The sequence below is a fragment of the Geoglobus sp. genome (assembly GCF_054018175.1).
Genome location: NZ_JBPLZQ010000016.1, coordinates 1 through 14,749, shown reverse-complemented (window position 1 = coordinate 14,749; position 14,749 = coordinate 1). Strand labels below are relative to the sequence as shown.

Annotated in this window: 17 protein-coding genes; 9 read left to right on the top strand and 8 right to left on the bottom strand. The window is 53.6% G+C overall.

Annotation, left to right across the window (positions count from 1 at the left end; genetic code table 11):
* The first annotated feature begins 17 nt into the window (after positions 1 to 17).
* Together ACXJJC_RS01145 and ACXJJC_RS01140 are read left to right on the top strand one after the other, a co-directional pair.
* Positions 18 to 1,505, top strand: coding sequence for a GAF domain-containing protein (locus tag ACXJJC_RS01145; RefSeq protein ID WP_456368735.1), 1,488 nt, complete (start codon positions 18 to 20; stop codon positions 1,503 to 1,505).
* A gap of 43 nt (positions 1,506 to 1,548) precedes the next feature.
* Complete coding sequence (locus tag ACXJJC_RS01140) at positions 1,549 to 1,911, top strand: response regulator (protein WP_456368733.1); 363 nt, start codon at positions 1,549 to 1,551, stop codon at positions 1,909 to 1,911.
* Positions 1,912 to 1,934: 23 nt separating this feature from the next.
* Here the strand turns inward: ACXJJC_RS01140 and ACXJJC_RS01135 are convergent, their stop codons facing one another.
* On the bottom strand, positions 1,935 to 2,285 hold the full coding sequence (locus ACXJJC_RS01135) for a response regulator (RefSeq protein WP_456368771.1): 351 nt from the start codon (positions 2,283 to 2,285) through the stop codon (positions 1,935 to 1,937).
* Positions 2,286 to 2,421: 136 nt separating this feature from the next.
* Here ACXJJC_RS01135 and ACXJJC_RS01130 point away from each other — a divergent pair, with 136 nt between their 5' ends.
* The 3 genes from ACXJJC_RS01130 to ACXJJC_RS01120 are packed head-to-tail and all read left to right on the top strand — an operon-like array spanning position 2,422 to position 6,136.
* Positions 2,422 to 3,150: a fumarylacetoacetate hydrolase family protein gene (locus tag ACXJJC_RS01130; protein ID WP_456368731.1), complete on the top strand. Its 729-nt coding sequence runs from the start codon at positions 2,422 to 2,424 to the stop codon at positions 3,148 to 3,150.
* Positions 3,151 to 3,154: 4 nt separating this feature from the next.
* The gene (locus ACXJJC_RS01125) at positions 3,155 to 5,749 is read left to right on the top strand and encodes a valine--tRNA ligase (protein WP_456368729.1); all 2,595 of its coding nucleotides are present in this window, start codon (positions 3,155 to 3,157) and stop codon (positions 5,747 to 5,749) included.
* Positions 5,750 to 5,755: 6 nt separating this feature from the next.
* Positions 5,756 to 6,136, top strand: a complete 381-nt coding sequence (locus ACXJJC_RS01120) for a helix-turn-helix domain-containing protein (RefSeq protein ID WP_456368727.1) — start codon at positions 5,756 to 5,758, stop codon at positions 6,134 to 6,136.
* Here the strand turns inward: ACXJJC_RS01120 and ACXJJC_RS01115 are convergent.
* From ACXJJC_RS01115 to ACXJJC_RS01090, 6 genes are read right to left on the bottom strand one after another with little or no spacing between them, the layout of a single operon-like run.
* Positions 6,108 to 6,944 (bottom strand): TIM barrel protein, encoded by an 837-nt coding sequence (locus ACXJJC_RS01115; protein WP_456368725.1) that lies wholly within the window; start codon positions 6,942 to 6,944, stop codon positions 6,108 to 6,110. The two genes, ACXJJC_RS01120 and ACXJJC_RS01115, sit on opposite strands and share 29 nt — an antisense overlap.
* 34 nt (positions 6,945 to 6,978) lie before the next feature.
* Positions 6,979 to 7,371, bottom strand: coding sequence for a Zn-ribbon domain-containing OB-fold protein (locus ACXJJC_RS01110; protein WP_456368769.1), 393 nt, complete (start codon positions 7,369 to 7,371; stop codon positions 6,979 to 6,981).
* A 5-nt stretch (positions 7,372 to 7,376) separates the two neighbouring features.
* Positions 7,377 to 8,531, bottom strand: coding sequence for a thiolase family protein (locus ACXJJC_RS01105; protein WP_456368723.1), 1,155 nt, complete (start codon positions 8,529 to 8,531; stop codon positions 7,377 to 7,379).
* Positions 8,532 to 8,536: 5 nt separating this feature from the next.
* Entirely contained in the window at positions 8,537 to 9,574 is a 1,038-nt protein-coding gene (locus ACXJJC_RS01100) for a hydroxymethylglutaryl-CoA synthase (protein ID WP_456368721.1), read from the bottom strand.
* 2 nt (positions 9,575 to 9,576) lie between these two features.
* Entirely contained in the window at positions 9,577 to 10,275 is a 699-nt protein-coding gene (locus ACXJJC_RS01095) for a helix-turn-helix domain-containing protein (RefSeq protein WP_456368719.1), read from the bottom strand.
* 45 nt (positions 10,276 to 10,320) lie between these two features.
* Complete coding sequence (locus ACXJJC_RS01090; RefSeq protein WP_456368717.1) at positions 10,321 to 10,545, bottom strand: hypothetical protein; 225 nt, start codon at positions 10,543 to 10,545, stop codon at positions 10,321 to 10,323.
* Between the two features lie 64 nt (positions 10,546 to 10,609).
* Between ACXJJC_RS01090 and ACXJJC_RS01085 the strand changes: the two genes are divergently transcribed.
* Both ACXJJC_RS01085 and ACXJJC_RS01080 read left to right on the top strand, forming a co-directional pair.
* Positions 10,610 to 11,788 carry an inositol-3-phosphate synthase gene (locus ACXJJC_RS01085; RefSeq protein ID WP_456368715.1) on the top strand — a complete coding sequence of 393 codons (1,179 nt, stop codon included), beginning with the start codon at positions 10,610 to 10,612 and terminating at the stop codon, positions 11,786 to 11,788.
* A 54-nt stretch (positions 11,789 to 11,842) separates the two neighbouring features.
* A complete protein-coding gene (locus tag ACXJJC_RS01080) occupies positions 11,843 to 12,397 on the top strand; it encodes a TATA-box-binding protein (protein ID WP_048096338.1) in 555 nt (184 codons plus the stop codon).
* Here the strand turns inward: ACXJJC_RS01080 and ACXJJC_RS01075 are convergent.
* Complete coding sequence (locus ACXJJC_RS01075; protein ID WP_456368713.1) at positions 12,374 to 13,744, bottom strand: flippase activity-associated protein Agl23; 1,371 nt, start codon at positions 13,742 to 13,744, stop codon at positions 12,374 to 12,376. The genes ACXJJC_RS01080 and ACXJJC_RS01075 overlap by 24 nt on opposite strands.
* A 71-nt stretch (positions 13,745 to 13,815) precedes the next feature.
* On the opposite strand from ACXJJC_RS01075, the gene ACXJJC_RS01070 reads away from it, so the two are divergent.
* Together ACXJJC_RS01070 and ACXJJC_RS01065 are read left to right on the top strand one after the other, a co-directional pair.
* Positions 13,816 to 14,460: an AzlC family ABC transporter permease gene (locus ACXJJC_RS01070; protein WP_456368711.1), complete on the top strand. Its 645-nt coding sequence runs from the start codon at positions 13,816 to 13,818 to the stop codon at positions 14,458 to 14,460.
* Positions 14,442 to 14,708, top strand: coding sequence for an AzlD domain-containing protein (locus ACXJJC_RS01065; protein ID WP_456368709.1), 267 nt, complete (start codon positions 14,442 to 14,444; stop codon positions 14,706 to 14,708). The genes ACXJJC_RS01070 and ACXJJC_RS01065 overlap by 19 nt, the downstream gene beginning before the upstream one ends.
* Positions 14,709 to 14,749: the final 41 nt, after the last annotated feature.

Sequence of the window (14,749 nt, the reverse complement as noted above, 5' to 3'; positions counted from 1 at the left end):
TTGCAGAGATTCTGTAAATGCCCGGGAGAGACGTGGATAGAATAGTCGAAACCTGGTACCGGAACATGAAGAGTATCCTTCCAGATGGCTTCGAGGAGATTGTGAGGGATAACGTAAGGGCCGTTCTGCTGGAGCTCGTCTCTGGAAACAAGACCGTCGATGAGGTGGTATCCGGGATTGACGAGAGCTTTGTCGAGGAGTTCCTGAGGAGGAGCAAGCACCCGGTGACATTTCTTGAGGGTCTTGAGGAGCTGATAAGGGTCATCAAAAAGTCGAACCCCACTATGTATGTCTCGCTCGCACCCGTCCTGCTTCAGTTCGAGACGAGGATGCTCAAGAGGATAATCGGCACGTATTCAAGAGTGTTGCAATCTGAGATCGACGAGAGGGAGAGAATTTCAAGGGCTCTGAAGGTTCTAAGTCTCGTGAATGAGGTGATTTTGAAAATCGACGACGAAATGAACCTGCTCCGGGAGGTCTGCAGGATCGTCGTGGATGAAGGTGGATATGCCTACGCGTGGATAGGGTATGCGGAGAGCGACGGCACGGTAAGAGCTGTAGCGCACTACAACAGCAGCGATTACGTAGAGAGCATAAGGGTCACGTGGGACGACAGTGAAACGGGCAGGGGTCCGACTGGTACTGCAATAAGGACTGGAACTCCGCAGGTGGTCAGGAACGCGTCTGCAGACGAGGGATATGGCCCGTGGAGGGAGACCGCACTCAGGTGGGGGTTCAGGTCGTCGATCGCACTCCCACTCAGGCAGGGCAGCACAGTTTACGGAAGTCTGAACGTGTATGCGTTTGAACCACACGCGTTCGACGCGAAGGAAGTGGAGCTGCTTCAGCACCTCGCAGACAACGTCTCATACGCGATATCTAAGATCAGGACCGAGGTGAAGAGGGACGAGCTGGACAGACTGTACAGGGCCCTCGTGGAGTCAACGGGAACAGCGATAGTCGTGATTGACGGTGAGGCGAGGATCAGGTATGCCAACAACCACGCAGAGAGACTGATGGGAATTGGGGCCGGCTCAGCTGAGAACATGACTCTCACAGATTTTCTCGACGATCGTGAAAGGGAGAGGCTCTGGAAAGCATGTGAGCAAGCAAAATCTCATGGAAAAAGGGCGGTTCAGATATTCAGGACCTATGTCGTTAGAGCTGACGGGCAGAGGAGGGAGTGCCTCGCAGCGCTGACAGCAATAGAGAACGAGTCTCTTTACGTGCTCTCGCTCGTGGACACGACGGAGATCGAGGTCGCGAGGGCGCAGATCGACGAGAACATCGAAAAATTCGCAACTCTCGTTGACGGAATCAGGAATCCCGTGACGGTCATACACGGCCTTGTCGAGATGCATGTTGATGACGTGGAACTGAAAGGGAAGATATTTCGTGAGCTTGACAGGATAATTGACCTGGTTGCCAGACTCGAGGAGGGCTGGATCTACTCCGAGAGGGTCAGGGAGTTCCTGCGAAATTCGGGTGTGTTGAGGGACAGGTGAATCGAGCGGCAAAAATATATACTCCCATTCACCTATACGTCTAATGAAAAGAACTGGAAGGGTCAGGATACTGGTTGTTGAGAGGGATGAGAGCGTTGCCGAGGTGCTGAAGAGCTTCCTGTCCGGTATAGGAGATGTGGCCCTTGCGACTAACATGGAGGAGGCCATAAACGTGTTCTCTGAAATGCTTCCCTCGGTCGTCGTTATGAACAACCTTGAACCCCCAGAAAAGGAGGGGATCGAAATAGTGAAGGAGCTGAAGAGGATAAGCCCCGACACGAAAATCCTGATTTACACGTCGTATCCGTCCGTCGTGGAGGAGGCGCTCTCAGCCGGAGCGGACGATTTTGCGATAAAGCCGCTCGACAGGAGCGATCTTGTGAGGTTCGTGGAAAGAAACATATGACGTGAAAAACACGGTCTGCAGGCTCAGTTACTCCCGAGGTGCTTTTCGATAGCTGAAATCACGTCCTTCCTTGAGAATGGCTTCTCCAGGACCTCGAGCGCCCCGGCCTCAATGAGCTCCTTAGCCTTCTTTTTCGCATACGCGGTAACGCCAATTATCCTGGCTCCGGGGTCTATCTTCTTTATTTCCTTCGTGGCGGTTATCCCATCCACCTCGGGCATCATGATGTCCATCAGCACGATGTCCGGCCTGTACGACCTGTACAGCTCTATCGCTTCCCTCCCATTTCTCGCCTCGAGGACGGTGTATCTGTCAGATAGCATTATTCTCAGGACCTCCATAACCGAATCGTCGTCCTCAACTATCAGCACCACTGTCAAATGCCTCACCTCTATATCAGTCACAAGTATTTACACCTTTTATAAATTTTTGGCCTTACGCTGAGAGAAATTTCACTCCTGCTGGTCACTAAGAGAAATCAATATATTTAGCAAGAAAAATGCTAAGGACATGATGGTCTACGGCAGGTTCACTGCGAGAGGAGACTTCTTCGAGGACTATTTTGAAATCGAAAACGGAAAAATCAAGATTGACGGTTTAACGTTTGACCCTGATGAGGTCAGGTTCCTCCCTCCCGTAACTCCCGAGAAGATAGTTGGCGTGGGTCTCAACTACAGGGATCACGCTGAAGAGCTGGGGATGGAGATCCCCTCTGAACCCGCCCTATTCATGAAGTCACCGTCATCGGTCGTTGGAGATCGCGATTACATAGTGCTGCCGGAAAAGAGCAGGAGAGTTGACTACGAGGGTGAGCTCGCCGTCGTTATGGCGGAGAGGTGCAGGGACGTCTCCCCGGATGAGGCTAAGGAGTACATTCTGGGGTACACGTGCTTCAACGACGTCACTGCCAGGGACCTCCAGCAGGCTGGCTGGCAGTGGGGAATTGCCAAGTCCTTCGACACCTTTTCGCCAATAGGCCCGTACGTGGTTACAGACCTCGACCCCTCGAACCTGGGGATAAGGACATACCTGAACGGGAAGAAGGTTCAGGAGTCGAGCACATCAAACCTGGTATTCGACGTTTACGAGCTCGTTTCGTACATCTCATCGATAATGACTCTCAAGGAGGGTGACGTGATAACCACCGGCACACCTGCAGGTGTGGGGAAGCTCAGCAGGGGGGATGAGGTCGTCGTCGAGATAGACGGAATTGGGAGGCTCACCAACTACGTGAGGTGATCTGATGGAGAAGGAGTATCACGCTCAAAAGGTTGAGGAGAAGTGGGTCGAGAAGTGGAATGACGAGATGTACTACTTCGACTGGAGCTCTGAGAAGCCGCACTTCATCATAGACACCCCTCCCCCCTACCCCACGGGCACGTTCCACATCGGAAACGCGCTCAACTGGTGCTACATTGACTTCATAGCCCGCTACAAGAGGATGAAGGGCTACGAGGTCATGTTCCCGCAGGGATGGGACTGCCACGGACTTCCAACGGAGGTAAAGGTTGAGGAGATGTACGGCATCAAGAAGAGCGACGTTCCGAGAGAGAAGTTCAGGGAGCTCTGCGTGAAGTTCACGGAGGAGAACATAGAGAAGATGAGAAAGACCATGAGGAGGCTCGGATTCAGCATAGACTGGAGCAAGGAGTACATAACGATGTACCCCGAGTACTACAGGAAGACACAGGTGAGCTTCGTCAGGATGTACAACGAGGGGCTGATATACAGGGGAGAGCATCCCGTCATTCACTGCCCGAGGTGCGAGACGACCATAGCTCTCGCGGAGATTGAGTACAAGTCCGGAAAGACAAAGCTGAACTACATAAAGTTTGACGAGGACGTCATAATCGCCACCACGAGGCCCGAGCTCATACCTGCTTGCGTGGCAGTCGCCGTCCATCCGGAGGACGAGCGCTACAGAGACGTTGTCGGCAAGGTCGTCAGGGTACCCGGCACGGGACACGAGGTCAGGGTCATCGCGGACGATGAGGTCGATCCCGAGTACGGCACGGGAATGGTGATGATCTGCACCTTCGGAGACAGGCAGGACGTGAGGTGGTGGAAGAAGCACAGGCTCGAGCTGAGAGATATTCTGACCAGAGATGGCAGACTCAACGAGAAGGCCGGCAAGTACCGGGGCCTCACGATACAGGAGGCGAGGGAGAGGATACTCGAGGACCTGAAGAAGGAGGGCAGGCTCATCAGGCAGGAGGAGGTGGACCACAACGTCGGTGTCTGCTGGAGGTGCAAGACTCCAGTTGAAATCGTCGCAGAAAAGCAGTGGTTCGTGAAGGTGGACAAGGAGAGGATTCTGGAGGAGGCGAGGAAGATAAGGTGGGTTCCGGAGCACATGTTCTCCAGGCTCGAGAGCTGGGTCAGGAGCATGGACTGGGACTGGGTCATAAGCAGGCAGAGGGTGTTCGCCACTCCGATTCCGGTCTGGTACTGCAGGAAGTGTGGAGAAACGGTGGTTGCGAAGGAGGAATGGCTGCCCGTGGATCCGACGAAGGACATGCCGAGGGAACCGTGTCCGAAGTGCGGGAGCACCGAGTTTGTGGGTGAGGACGACGTTCTCGACACCTGGATGGACTCGAGCATTACCTCACTCGCCATAACCGGATGGCCGGACGACCAGAAGGAGTACCCCACGCACCTCAGGCCCCAGGGTCACGACATAATAAGGACGTGGGCCTTCTACACGATTCTGAGGAGCCTCGCCCTCACTGGTCAGATTCCCTGGTACGAGATCGTGATAAACGGAATGGTCCTCGGAGAGGATGGAAGGAAGATGAGCAAGAGCCTGGGAAACGTCATCTCTCCTGAGGAGGTTATAGAGAGGTACGGAGCAGATGCGATGAGGCAGTGGGCAGCCATAGGGGGAGTGATGGGCACGGACGTAATATTCAGCTGGAAGGAGGTCGTCGCAGCCTCGAGATTCCAGCAGAAGTTCTGGAGCATCATCAGGTTTGCCATGCCCCACCTCGAAGGATACAGGCCTGAGGAAGACCACAGGAAATATCTGAGAGATGCTGACAGGTGGATACTGTCGAGGCTCAACAGGCTGATAGCAGAAGTGGACAGGGCCATGGAGGAGTACAACTTCAGTCATGCCCTCAAGGCCATCAGGGGGTTCACCTGGTACGAGTTTGCTGACAACTACATCGAGCTGGTCAAGAACAGGCTCTACTCCGGCACGGAGGAGGAGAAGCTCCCCGCGAAGTACACACTTCACACGGTGATTTCCGCCCTTATAAGAATGCTCGCACCAATAACTCCGTTCCTCGCAGAGGAGACGTGGCAGATATTCTCGGGAGAGGGCAGCGTGCACCTGCAGAGCTATCCAGAGGCTGACGAGTCGCTCGTAGATGAGAGCGCGGAGAGGAGGGGGGAGCTGATAAAGAGCATAGTGGAGGCGGTGAGGAGGTACAAGCACGACAACGGCATAGCGCTTAACGCGCCGCTCGGGAGAATGATGATTCTTTCGGGTGAGGAAATTGACGTCAGGGATATTGCCGGAGCGCTCAACGCTCAGGTGGAACTGATAAGGGAGATGCCGGAGATAGAGACGAGAGTAGCTGAGTTGAAGCCCAAGTTCAGCGTTCTCGGGCCGAAGTTCAGGGACAGGGTCAGGGTGGTGCTTCAGGCGGTCCAGAACATGAGCGAGGAGGAAATGTTAAAGCTTATAAAGGATGGCAGAGTTACAGTGGATGTTGATGGTGAGAAGATCGAGCTCGAAAGGGACTGGTTCGATGTCAGGCTCGAGAAGGTCGTGAGCGGGAGGGATGTAGACGTCGTTGAGACGGAAAATGCCCTCATCATCATAGAAAAAAGGTGAGTGAGAATGGACGAGGAGAGGCTTAAAGAGTTGTTCTCCGGAGAAACTACGTTTCACCATATTTTGAAGTGCGTGCTCAACCTGACGCCGTCGGAAATTGAGGTTTATCTCGCGCTCCACCAGCACCCAAACGTCGGTGTTGACGAGCTGGCTCAGATAGTTGGGAAGGACAGGAGCGGGGTTTACAGGAGTCTGCAGTCCCTGATGGAGAAGGGGCTGGTGGAGAGGGAGTACAGGATACTCAAGCACGGAGGGTACAAGTACCTGTACGTCCCAATTCCAATAGAAACGCTGAAGGAGAGGCTCAGAAACGAGCTCGAGAACTGGTTCAGGAAGCTGAACGAGGTTGTGGAGGAGTTCAGTCTCGAGCCCCAGCAGTCCGCCTGAGTTCAGCGAACCTCCGTTTGAGCATCAGCGCATCCTCCTCTAAGTTCGGGCTCTCGCAGACGAGCATGCCATCCGCCGAGAAATCCACCAGTGCCTTCAGCAACTCTTCGAACCTGAAGTCCGACTCTGACAGGTTGAGGTGCCTCTTCTCCCCCTTGATGTCGTACTCTATTCCACTCACGTGGATGTGCAAGTCTTCGAGAGCCTCCTTTCCGAGCTCCGCCTCAAGCCTCTCGAGCATGCTCGCAAATTCCCCGTAGCTGTTGAACGCCATAGTTCTCGCGTGAATGTGGCTGACGTCGATGCATGGCAGAACGCCGTCAATCTCGGAGCAAAGCCTCAGGATCTCGTCTAACTCCCCAAACTGCTCCCTCTTTCCGGACGTTTCCGGTCTCAAAACCACTCCGAACTCAGAAACCTCCTCGACCAGCTCTTCGATGGCATCCCTCACCCTCCTGAAGGCCGTGTCCCTCGACCTCTTCATGTAGTACCCGGGATGAAACACTATGTTCCTCGCGCCCATTACGCTCCCCACTCTGGCCGATTCGTAAAGCCTCTGAAGGCTCTGCTTCACCTTGACCTCGCTGTCTGCGTTCAGATTTATGTAGTAAGGAGCGTGAACGCTTAGTGAAACATTCAGGGACTCCATAACCATTCTCACCTGCCTTGCCATTGCGTCCTTCATCCTGACCCCCCTGACGAACTGAACCTCCATGCAGTCGAGTCCAAGCTCCCTCACTGCCTTAATTCCGTCTATTGTGCTCCTTCCGGGAGAAGAGTTTGGAACGCCAGCGGTTCCGAACAGCATTGGAATAACAGAGCGAGGGTAAAAAATAAAAAACTTATTCCTCAGCGGGCACGAATTTTGTTCCGTAGTAGATGATCCCGTCCTCCCCGTCCTCGCCGTACTTCCTGAATGTGGCCCTCACCCTCATCCCGATTTTCACGTCTTCAGGGTCGCACACTATCTGTGAGGTCACCACAACCCCGCTGTCGAGCCTTATCAGTCCCACGACGTATGGTTTCTCGAGCTTCAGGTTTTCGGGAGTGTCGTGCACGACTGAAAAGCTGAGGACAGTCCCGCTGTCTCCGAGCTCTACCTCTTTTATGCTGCTCTTCCTTCTGCACTCGGGACAGAGGTTTCTCGGCGGGTAGAACACCCTCCCGCAGTTCTCGCACCTCGTTCCAATGAGGTTGTACCTGTACTTTATCTTTCTCCAGAACCTGGGAAGCACGGCCATCACCTCCTGAAGATTGAGACCACCGCCGTGGCACCTGTTCCACCTATGTTCACGGCCATTCCCCTCTCAGCGTCAATCTGCCTCTTTCCAGCGTCTCCTCTGAGCTGAATGACCAGTTCAGCGGCCTGCCTTATTCCAGTGGCTCCCACCGCGTGTCCGCACGCCTTGAGACCTCCGGATGGGTTAACGGGAGTCTTTCCTCCCAGCTCCACCTCTCCTTCCCTCACCAGCCTGTGACCATGCCCCTTCTCGGCCAGACCCACGTTCTCGTAGAGCAGCATCTCCGTTATCGTGAAGGAGTCGTGCATTTCGAAAACGTCGATGTCTCTCAGCTCACACCTGGCGAGCTTCAGCGCCTTTCTCGTGGCGACTCTGACGCTCTTCATTTCGAGAATGTCCTCTCGGTTCTGGAGGGCGAAGTAGTCGCTCGACTGGACGATGGAGTCTATGTAAACGGGAGTGTCCGTGTATTTCCTCGCAACGTCCTCGCTGGCGAGAATAACGACGGACGCACCGTCGCTTATCGGTGCGGAGTCCAGCATTTTCAGCGGCTCTGCCACGTAGGGGGAGTTCATGACGGCCTCAACGCTGATCTCTCTCCTGAACTGAGCTTTGGGGTTGTAGACGGCATTTCTGTGGTTTTTTACGCTTATCATCGCGAGGTCCTCCTCGGTGCTTCCGTACTCGTGCATGTGCAGTCTCGCCATCATCGCGTACAGACTCGCAAGCGTCGCGCCATGGAATGCTTCCCACTCTTGGTCTGTGGAGGAATTCATTATGTCCATCGCAGAGCCGACGTCGGTAACCTTCTCCGCTCCGGCGGCTATGACCACGTCGTGTATCCCGCTGGCAACGGCTATGTACGCTTCCTTCAGCGCCACACCGCCGCTCGCGTCTCCCGCCTCGACCCTTATCGACGGGATGTTCATCGACGCGAGTCCCGAATAGTCGGCGATCAGCGCGGCTATGTGCTCCTGTGCGAGGAACCTTCCACCGCTCATGTTGCCAACGTACATCGCCTCGATTTCCTTACCCTCGAGGTTCGCGTCCTCTATCGCCTCAGTTCCTGCAGAAATCACTATGTCCCTGAAGCTCTTGTCCCAGAGCTCTCCGAACTTTGACATACCAACTCCGATGATCGCAACCCTTCTCATGAGCATCACCCCATCCTGATCTTTCTCCTGAGCTTCGCGTACATGCCGTAGTCGATGTACACCTTCCTCTCTATCTTCTCCCAGACCTTTGGAGTCCTCTCGAAGCTCTCTATGTTCTCATTCACTTCAACCACGAACGCGTCACTCCCCGCCCCGCTTCCAAAGGACGTGAGCAGAATCCTGTCTCCCGGCTTCGCAACGTCAAGAACCGCTGCGAATCCAAGCAGGGACGATCCGGAGTACGTGTTTCCTATGTACCTCACCACAAGCCCCTGCTCTATCTGCCTGCTCGAGAAGCCGAGCATCTTCGCAACCCTAACCGGGAACTTCCCGTTGGGCATGTGGAACACAGCGTACGAGAAATCCTCCGGAGTCAGACCATTCCTGCGCATTATCTCCTTAGCTGCAGTCGAGACGTGCCTGAAGTATGCAGGCTCCCCGGTGAACCTTCCGCCGTGGCTCGGGTACGGCTGACCCTCCCTCCTCCAGAAGTCGGGTGTGTCCGTGGTGAAGCTCAGCGTGTCCTTTATTTCCGCTATCACGCCTTCGTTTCCTATAATGAAGGCCGCCCCTCCAGCAGCTGCAGAGTATTCCAGCGGATCTCCGGGAGCTCCCTGGCTCGTGTCAGCCCCTATGGCGAGCCCGTACCTGATCATCCCCGCCTTCACCATGGCAATGCAGTTCTGTATCCCGGCCGTTCCGGCCTTGCAGGCGAACTCGAGATCTGCAGAGTGGAAGAAGCTGTTAATTGCGAGCGCCTCACCAACGATCGTGGCCGTGGGTTTGACGGCGTAGGGATGACTTTCTGATCCAACAAAAACGGCCCCTATGTCTTTCCTGTCTATTTTTGCCCTCTTCAGCGCCTCCCTTGCACACTCGACTGATATCGTCACTGTGTCCTCGTCTATGTCCGGAACGCTCTTCTCAAAAACGCCGAGTCCGTTCTTGATGCTCTCCGCATTCTCCCCCCATATCTTCGCAATCTCCTCAGCCTTTATCCTGAATTTGGGAATGTACGTGCCGTAAGATACTATTCCAACCATTCTCACACCCCCAGGTTTCTCAACCTCTCGACGACCTCTTCCTCCTCGAGCTCTGTGAGGATGAGGTCTATCCCCTCTATTTCCGCTATTTTCGTGGCAAGCCTGTCCACCTTCTCCGGAGTGAGCGGGTTGAGCATTACGACCGACGGCTTGAGGTTTGCGACCCTGACAGCAACCATCGGCGACCTTCCGGTAGACACCTTAGTGAACACGAGAGCTCTCTCGCTCGTGAGGCCGTAAAGCCTGTAAAAGTCATAGCTGCTCATCTCCAGTATCGCTCTCAGGCTGTCTATGACCGTGTGCCCCATCGCATTTCTGCCAAAGCTCGTTATGGTAACACCCTCCACAGCCTCGGCAAGTTCTGCAGAGCTGTACGGCCTGGAGTACTCCCTGATGTCAGTTATTACGTCGAACTCTACTCCGAGAAGGTCCTTGTACTTTGAAAGCGTTTTCCATCCCCTTTCCCGGTCTATTTCGATGAGCGTCTCGACGAGCCTCCGTATGAACGTCGTGCCGGGCGACTTCCTCCTGTTTGACTCGTAGTCGCTTATCACGGATGGGGTTATTTCAAGCCTGTCTGCAAGTTCCTTCTGTGAGATGTCAAATATCGCCCTCCACTTCTTTATTGCATCACCGTAGCTGTCCGAGAAGACGATGTTCCCTGCTATCAGCTCTGCAAACCTCTTTGCGAGAAAATCCATGTCCGGTTTTTATACAGAATGTATAAAAATTTTACGATTGGCGAATCAGTGTTCGTTTAAAAACGATTTAAGGGCTCTGAATATCTCTTCACCCACTTCGCTCAGAATTTCCCTGGCCGTATAAACATTGCCCATGTCGATCTCGGCCACCGCCCTGCCCAGCACCTTGAGGAGTGCGTCGAGCACATCAACATCGACCTCTACCTTTCCATCGTGGAACCTTGCATCCCTCAGCATGTCAGCGAGCTGCCTTATTTCCTCGATCTCCACAAAAATTTTTATACCGAGCAGTTAAAAAATTTTCAGAACCTCACGCTTCTTGGAGGTGATGGCCATGAAGATCTGGTACATTGGCGCTTATGGGATTGTATCCACCACGGCAATGCTCGGTGGAAAGCTCATTGAGAGGGGCAGCATGTCCACGACTGGACTCGTCAGCGAGCTGCCGCAGTTCGAGGGAATTGGCAGGTATGCCCCTCTGAAGTTCGAGTTTGGCGGTCACGAAATCAGGAGGGTTGAGAACGCTTACGCCGCATCACTCCAGCACTGGGAGCTCAACAGGCACTTCGAGCTGGAACAGCTCGAGAAGGTTAGGGAGGATCTGGAGAGCATAAAGGCCGCGAAGGGGACGGCAATAAACTGCGGAAGTGGTGTGCAGGCACTGGGAGAGCTGGACGTACTGGAGAACGAGGTGCAGACGCTGTCTGAGATCGTTGAGAGGCTCGAGAGGGACGTGAAGAGGTTTGCCGACGGCGAAACCGTTATGATAAACTCCGCCTCGACCGAGCCGATAATAAGGCAGAGTGAAAAGTACCACGGCACGCTCGATGGCTTTGAGAAAATGATTGAGGAGGACGCTAAGGAGTACGCGTCGGCGAGCATGCTGTACGCGTACGTGGCGCTAAAGAACGGCATACCCTACGGAAACTTCACACCCAGCGTTGGGTCATCCCTTCCCGCCCTCAAGGAGCTTGCCATTGAGAAGAAAGTTCCTCACGCAGGAAACGACGGAAAAACCGGGGAAACGCTGGTCAAGACGACCCTCGCACCAATGTTCGTCTACAGGAACCTGAAGGTCCTCGGATGGATGAGCTACAACATCCTCGGAGACCTCGATGGACTCGTGCTGAGCCACAAGGAGAACAAGGAGAGCAAGGTCATAAGCAAGGACAAGGTGCTCGAGAAGATATACGGCTACTCGCCCTTCAGCATAACCCAGATAGAGTACTTCCCGTCGCTCGCGGACAACAAGACCGCGTTCGACTTCATACACTTCGAGGGATTCCTCGGAAGGAAGATGAAGTTCTACTTCATATGGGATGCGATCGATGCCATTGTTGCAGCTCCACTCACAATAGACATAGCGAGATTTCTACTCTTCGCAAAGAAGAAGGGAGTGTACGGTGTGGTGAAGGAGCTGGGGTTCTTTTTCAAGAGCCCAATGGAGACGAACAACGTAAACACCCACTCTCAGTTCGAGGAGCTGGTCAGGTGGTACCAGGAGAATGCCTGACCCACTTTTTTCTTCATGCAAAGGTATATATAGGGTTTATAAAGGTCTTTAAATATGGCTACAGACTACAAAATTAAGATTGAGAATGTTGTTGCCTCAACCCAGATTGGTGAGAACATAGATCTGAACAAGATTGCGAGAGAAGTTAAGGACGCAGAATATAAACCGAAGCAGTTTCCTGGCCTTGTTTTGAGAATAAAAGAGCCAAAAGCAGCGGCACTTGTATTCAGGAGCGGTAAGGTTGTATGTACCGGGAGTAAAAGCGTTGAGGACGCGAGGAGAGCCGTGAAACAGGTGGTCAAGATCATTGGCAGCTTTGGCATCCCCGTTTATGAGGATCCCGAGGTGAAGGTTCAGAACATCGTGGCCTCTGCAGACCTCGGTGTTGATCTCAATCTGAACGCCATAGCAATAGGACTTGGACTCGAGAACATTGAGTACGAGCCGGAGCAGTTTCCAGGCCTTGTTTACAGGCTGAGGGATCCGAGAGTCGTTGTGCTGATATTCGGTTCAGGAAAAATGGTGGTTACCGGGGGCAAGAATCCGGAAGATGCAAGAAGGGCGGTTGAAAAAATTGCAGAGGAACTAACCGCCCTCGGTCTTATGTAGCCAGTACAGGTCGTGGCCAGGTCTCAGGGTGTAAACTCCGTCAAGCGAATATCCCTTTTCTTTTACAAACTCCACCTGCTCTTTTGAGGTGATGACAACGTCGTAACCGTCGTAGTACCTGCTCGAAAACGCGGTGTCGTGATGTCTGAGGTACCAAGGCAGGGGCCAGTAGTCGTTTCCGGGAACGAACACGAGGACAGATCCGTTGTACTGGATTATCTTCTCGGCGAGCACCTCGACATCTCTCTGGGCCTGAATGTATATGAGGTCGTGCTCCGTGTTCGTACTGTCCACGTATGTTAGGTACCCGGCAACTCCTGCTGTTGCGGCGAGCAAGACCGCGAATGCGGCAAGTCCAACCTTTCTGTTGATGTATCCGGCATACAGGCTACCGAAAAACGCCATGGGTGCAACCAGGTGCACGAGCAGCCACGGAACCTTGTGGTTCAGCACGTGGTATATCGCAAAGGCAGTCGCGAGCCAGTAAAAGGCGAAAAGCTCTATTTCCGTCAGCTTTTTCGACCTGACCCTCTTGATGAACTCCGGCAAACCCGCGAGGACCATACCGAGGGCCAGGAACTCGTACTCGAGAATCATCTTTGAGTAGTAGTATATCGGCTTCCAGTGGTCGTTCTTCTCGTGCATTTTGAACCAGTGTGCGAACGAGTCAATGGTTGCCCTCTTCAAACCGTCCGGGTCTGAAAAAGCAGATGTGTACAGGAAGGCAAAGATGAGGAAAGAGAGTGAGAACGCGATAGCGAAGTGCTTGATGAACCTTCCACTTACGCTGAAGTCCTTCTCTGCAAGTCTGCTGAATGCGATGAACGACACGATCGTTCCGAGGTACAGGTATCCGTTCTCCTTCGCAGTGACCATTATCGCGGCAAACAGTGAGGCAAGGTAGATGTACCTCGCCTTTCCGCTCTCTCTGTAGGAGAAGTAGCTGTACACAACCACTATGAAGGACGCGAGGACTATCAGGTCGTTCCTGAGGTAGCGGGAGTAGTACAGGATTGACGGGGACACCAGCAGAATCACAGCGAATAGGGGTGCGTTTCGGTTAAACCTCTCGAACTTCAGGGCAAACAGTATGCCGATCAGAGAGAATACCACCGGAACAAGACGGGCGGTGAACTTGGAATCGCCAAGTACCGAAAACACACCCGCCGTCGTAAAGTACAGGAAGGGGCCGTGGTATGCGGGATCGTAACTGTACCTGTGGTCCTTCATGAGTATGTAGCTCAGATACCCGTGTATGCTCTCGTCGTGATCCATCGGTCTGTCGTCGAGCATGTACAGCCTCGTGGCCACGGCAATGAGCAGAATTACTATGAACAGCCGCCTCATCGAGCGAAGTTTCGAGCAATTGTAAAAAAGGTTTGCCATAACCTTATTAGCAGATCAGAAAAGGGCGAACCATGGCCCTGAAAGAAGCATTCCCATTGATGGTCAGCTACTTCTTCATCTCAATTGCATTCGGAGTCCTCGCATCTCAGCACCTCGGAATTGCCTCGGTACTGATGTCTCTCCTGGTGTTTGCAGGTGCGGCCCAGTTCATAGCGCTGAGGATGATTGACGAAAAAGCGGGTTTGCTACTTATCGTGCTGACGACACTCCTCATAAACTCCAGACACCTGCTCATGTCAAGCTACATGGCCGGATTATTCGGAAGGCTCAGCTCAATTCGAAAGGCCATACTCGCTTTTGGAATTACTGACGAAACGTTTGCAGTCGGGATATCGAGGGCTGAGGAAAGTGGAGACTACTCATTTCAGCTGAGGCTGAACCTCCTCGCACTGTCAGCGTGGGTCTCCGGCACGGCTTTCGGACTGCTTTTCGGCCAGCTCATTCCTGCCAGCGTAAATGCGGTGCTGCCCTTCGGGCTGACGGCGATGTTCATAGCAATCCTCACATCAAACGTTAGAAGTTCGAGCCACGCGGTTTCTGCGGCAGTTGCAGGTGTCGTGGCTGTTCTCCTCGGATCGAGTATGGGCATATTTCTCGCGGCAATTGCCGGAATAGTTGCGGGAGGTGTGGCGGAGAGATGGACTGGGCAATCCTGATTCTCGGAATGGCTCTGGTCACGTACCTGACGAGGGTTACTCCATTCTTTGTGAAAATTGAGGACAGCAGGTACATCAAGTACGTACCCTCCTCGGTTTTCGCCGCACTCGTCTTTCCCGACGTGCTCAGCAGCGCGGAGAAACTCGTCGCCGGAGTGGTGGTGTTTGCGATCGCATACAGAAAAAGCGACCTGCTCGTCGCGTTCGTAACCGGTGTTGGAGTGCTGTACGTTCTACACCTTCTGTGACTCCCTGTCCACGTACCTGCCCCTCATCTCTATCTCTCTGA

Coding starts and splice junctions, on each gene's coding strand:
- ACXJJC_RS01145 (WP_456368735.1), top strand. CDS start 18: ATGCCCGGGAGAGACGTGGATAGAATAGTCGAAACCTGGTACCGGAAC.
- ACXJJC_RS01140 (WP_456368733.1), top strand. CDS start 1,549: ATGAAAAGAACTGGAAGGGTCAGGATACTGGTTGTTGAGAGGGATGAG.
- ACXJJC_RS01130 (WP_456368731.1), top strand. CDS start 2,422: ATGATGGTCTACGGCAGGTTCACTGCGAGAGGAGACTTCTTCGAGGAC.
- ACXJJC_RS01125 (WP_456368729.1), top strand. CDS start 3,155: ATGGAGAAGGAGTATCACGCTCAAAAGGTTGAGGAGAAGTGGGTCGAG.
- ACXJJC_RS01120 (WP_456368727.1), top strand. CDS start 5,756: ATGGACGAGGAGAGGCTTAAAGAGTTGTTCTCCGGAGAAACTACGTTT.
- ACXJJC_RS01115 (WP_456368725.1), bottom strand. CDS start 6,944: ATGCTGTTCGGAACCGCTGGCGTTCCAAACTCTTCTCCCGGAAGGAGC.
- ACXJJC_RS01105 (WP_456368723.1), bottom strand. CDS start 8,531: ATGAGAAGGGTTGCGATCATCGGAGTTGGTATGTCAAAGTTCGGAGAG.
- ACXJJC_RS01100 (WP_456368721.1), bottom strand. CDS start 9,574: ATGGTTGGAATAGTATCTTACGGCACGTACATTCCCAAATTCAGGATA.
- ACXJJC_RS01095 (WP_456368719.1), bottom strand. CDS start 10,275: ATGGATTTTCTCGCAAAGAGGTTTGCAGAGCTGATAGCAGGGAACATC.
- ACXJJC_RS01085 (WP_456368715.1), top strand. CDS start 10,610: ATGAAGATCTGGTACATTGGCGCTTATGGGATTGTATCCACCACGGCA.
- ACXJJC_RS01080 (WP_048096338.1), top strand. CDS start 11,843: ATGGCTACAGACTACAAAATTAAGATTGAGAATGTTGTTGCCTCAACC.
- ACXJJC_RS01075 (WP_456368713.1), bottom strand. CDS start 13,744: ATGAGGCGGCTGTTCATAGTAATTCTGCTCATTGCCGTGGCCACGAGG.
- ACXJJC_RS01070 (WP_456368711.1), top strand. CDS start 13,816: ATGGCCCTGAAAGAAGCATTCCCATTGATGGTCAGCTACTTCTTCATC.
- ACXJJC_RS01065 (WP_456368709.1), top strand. CDS start 14,442: ATGGACTGGGCAATCCTGATTCTCGGAATGGCTCTGGTCACGTACCTG.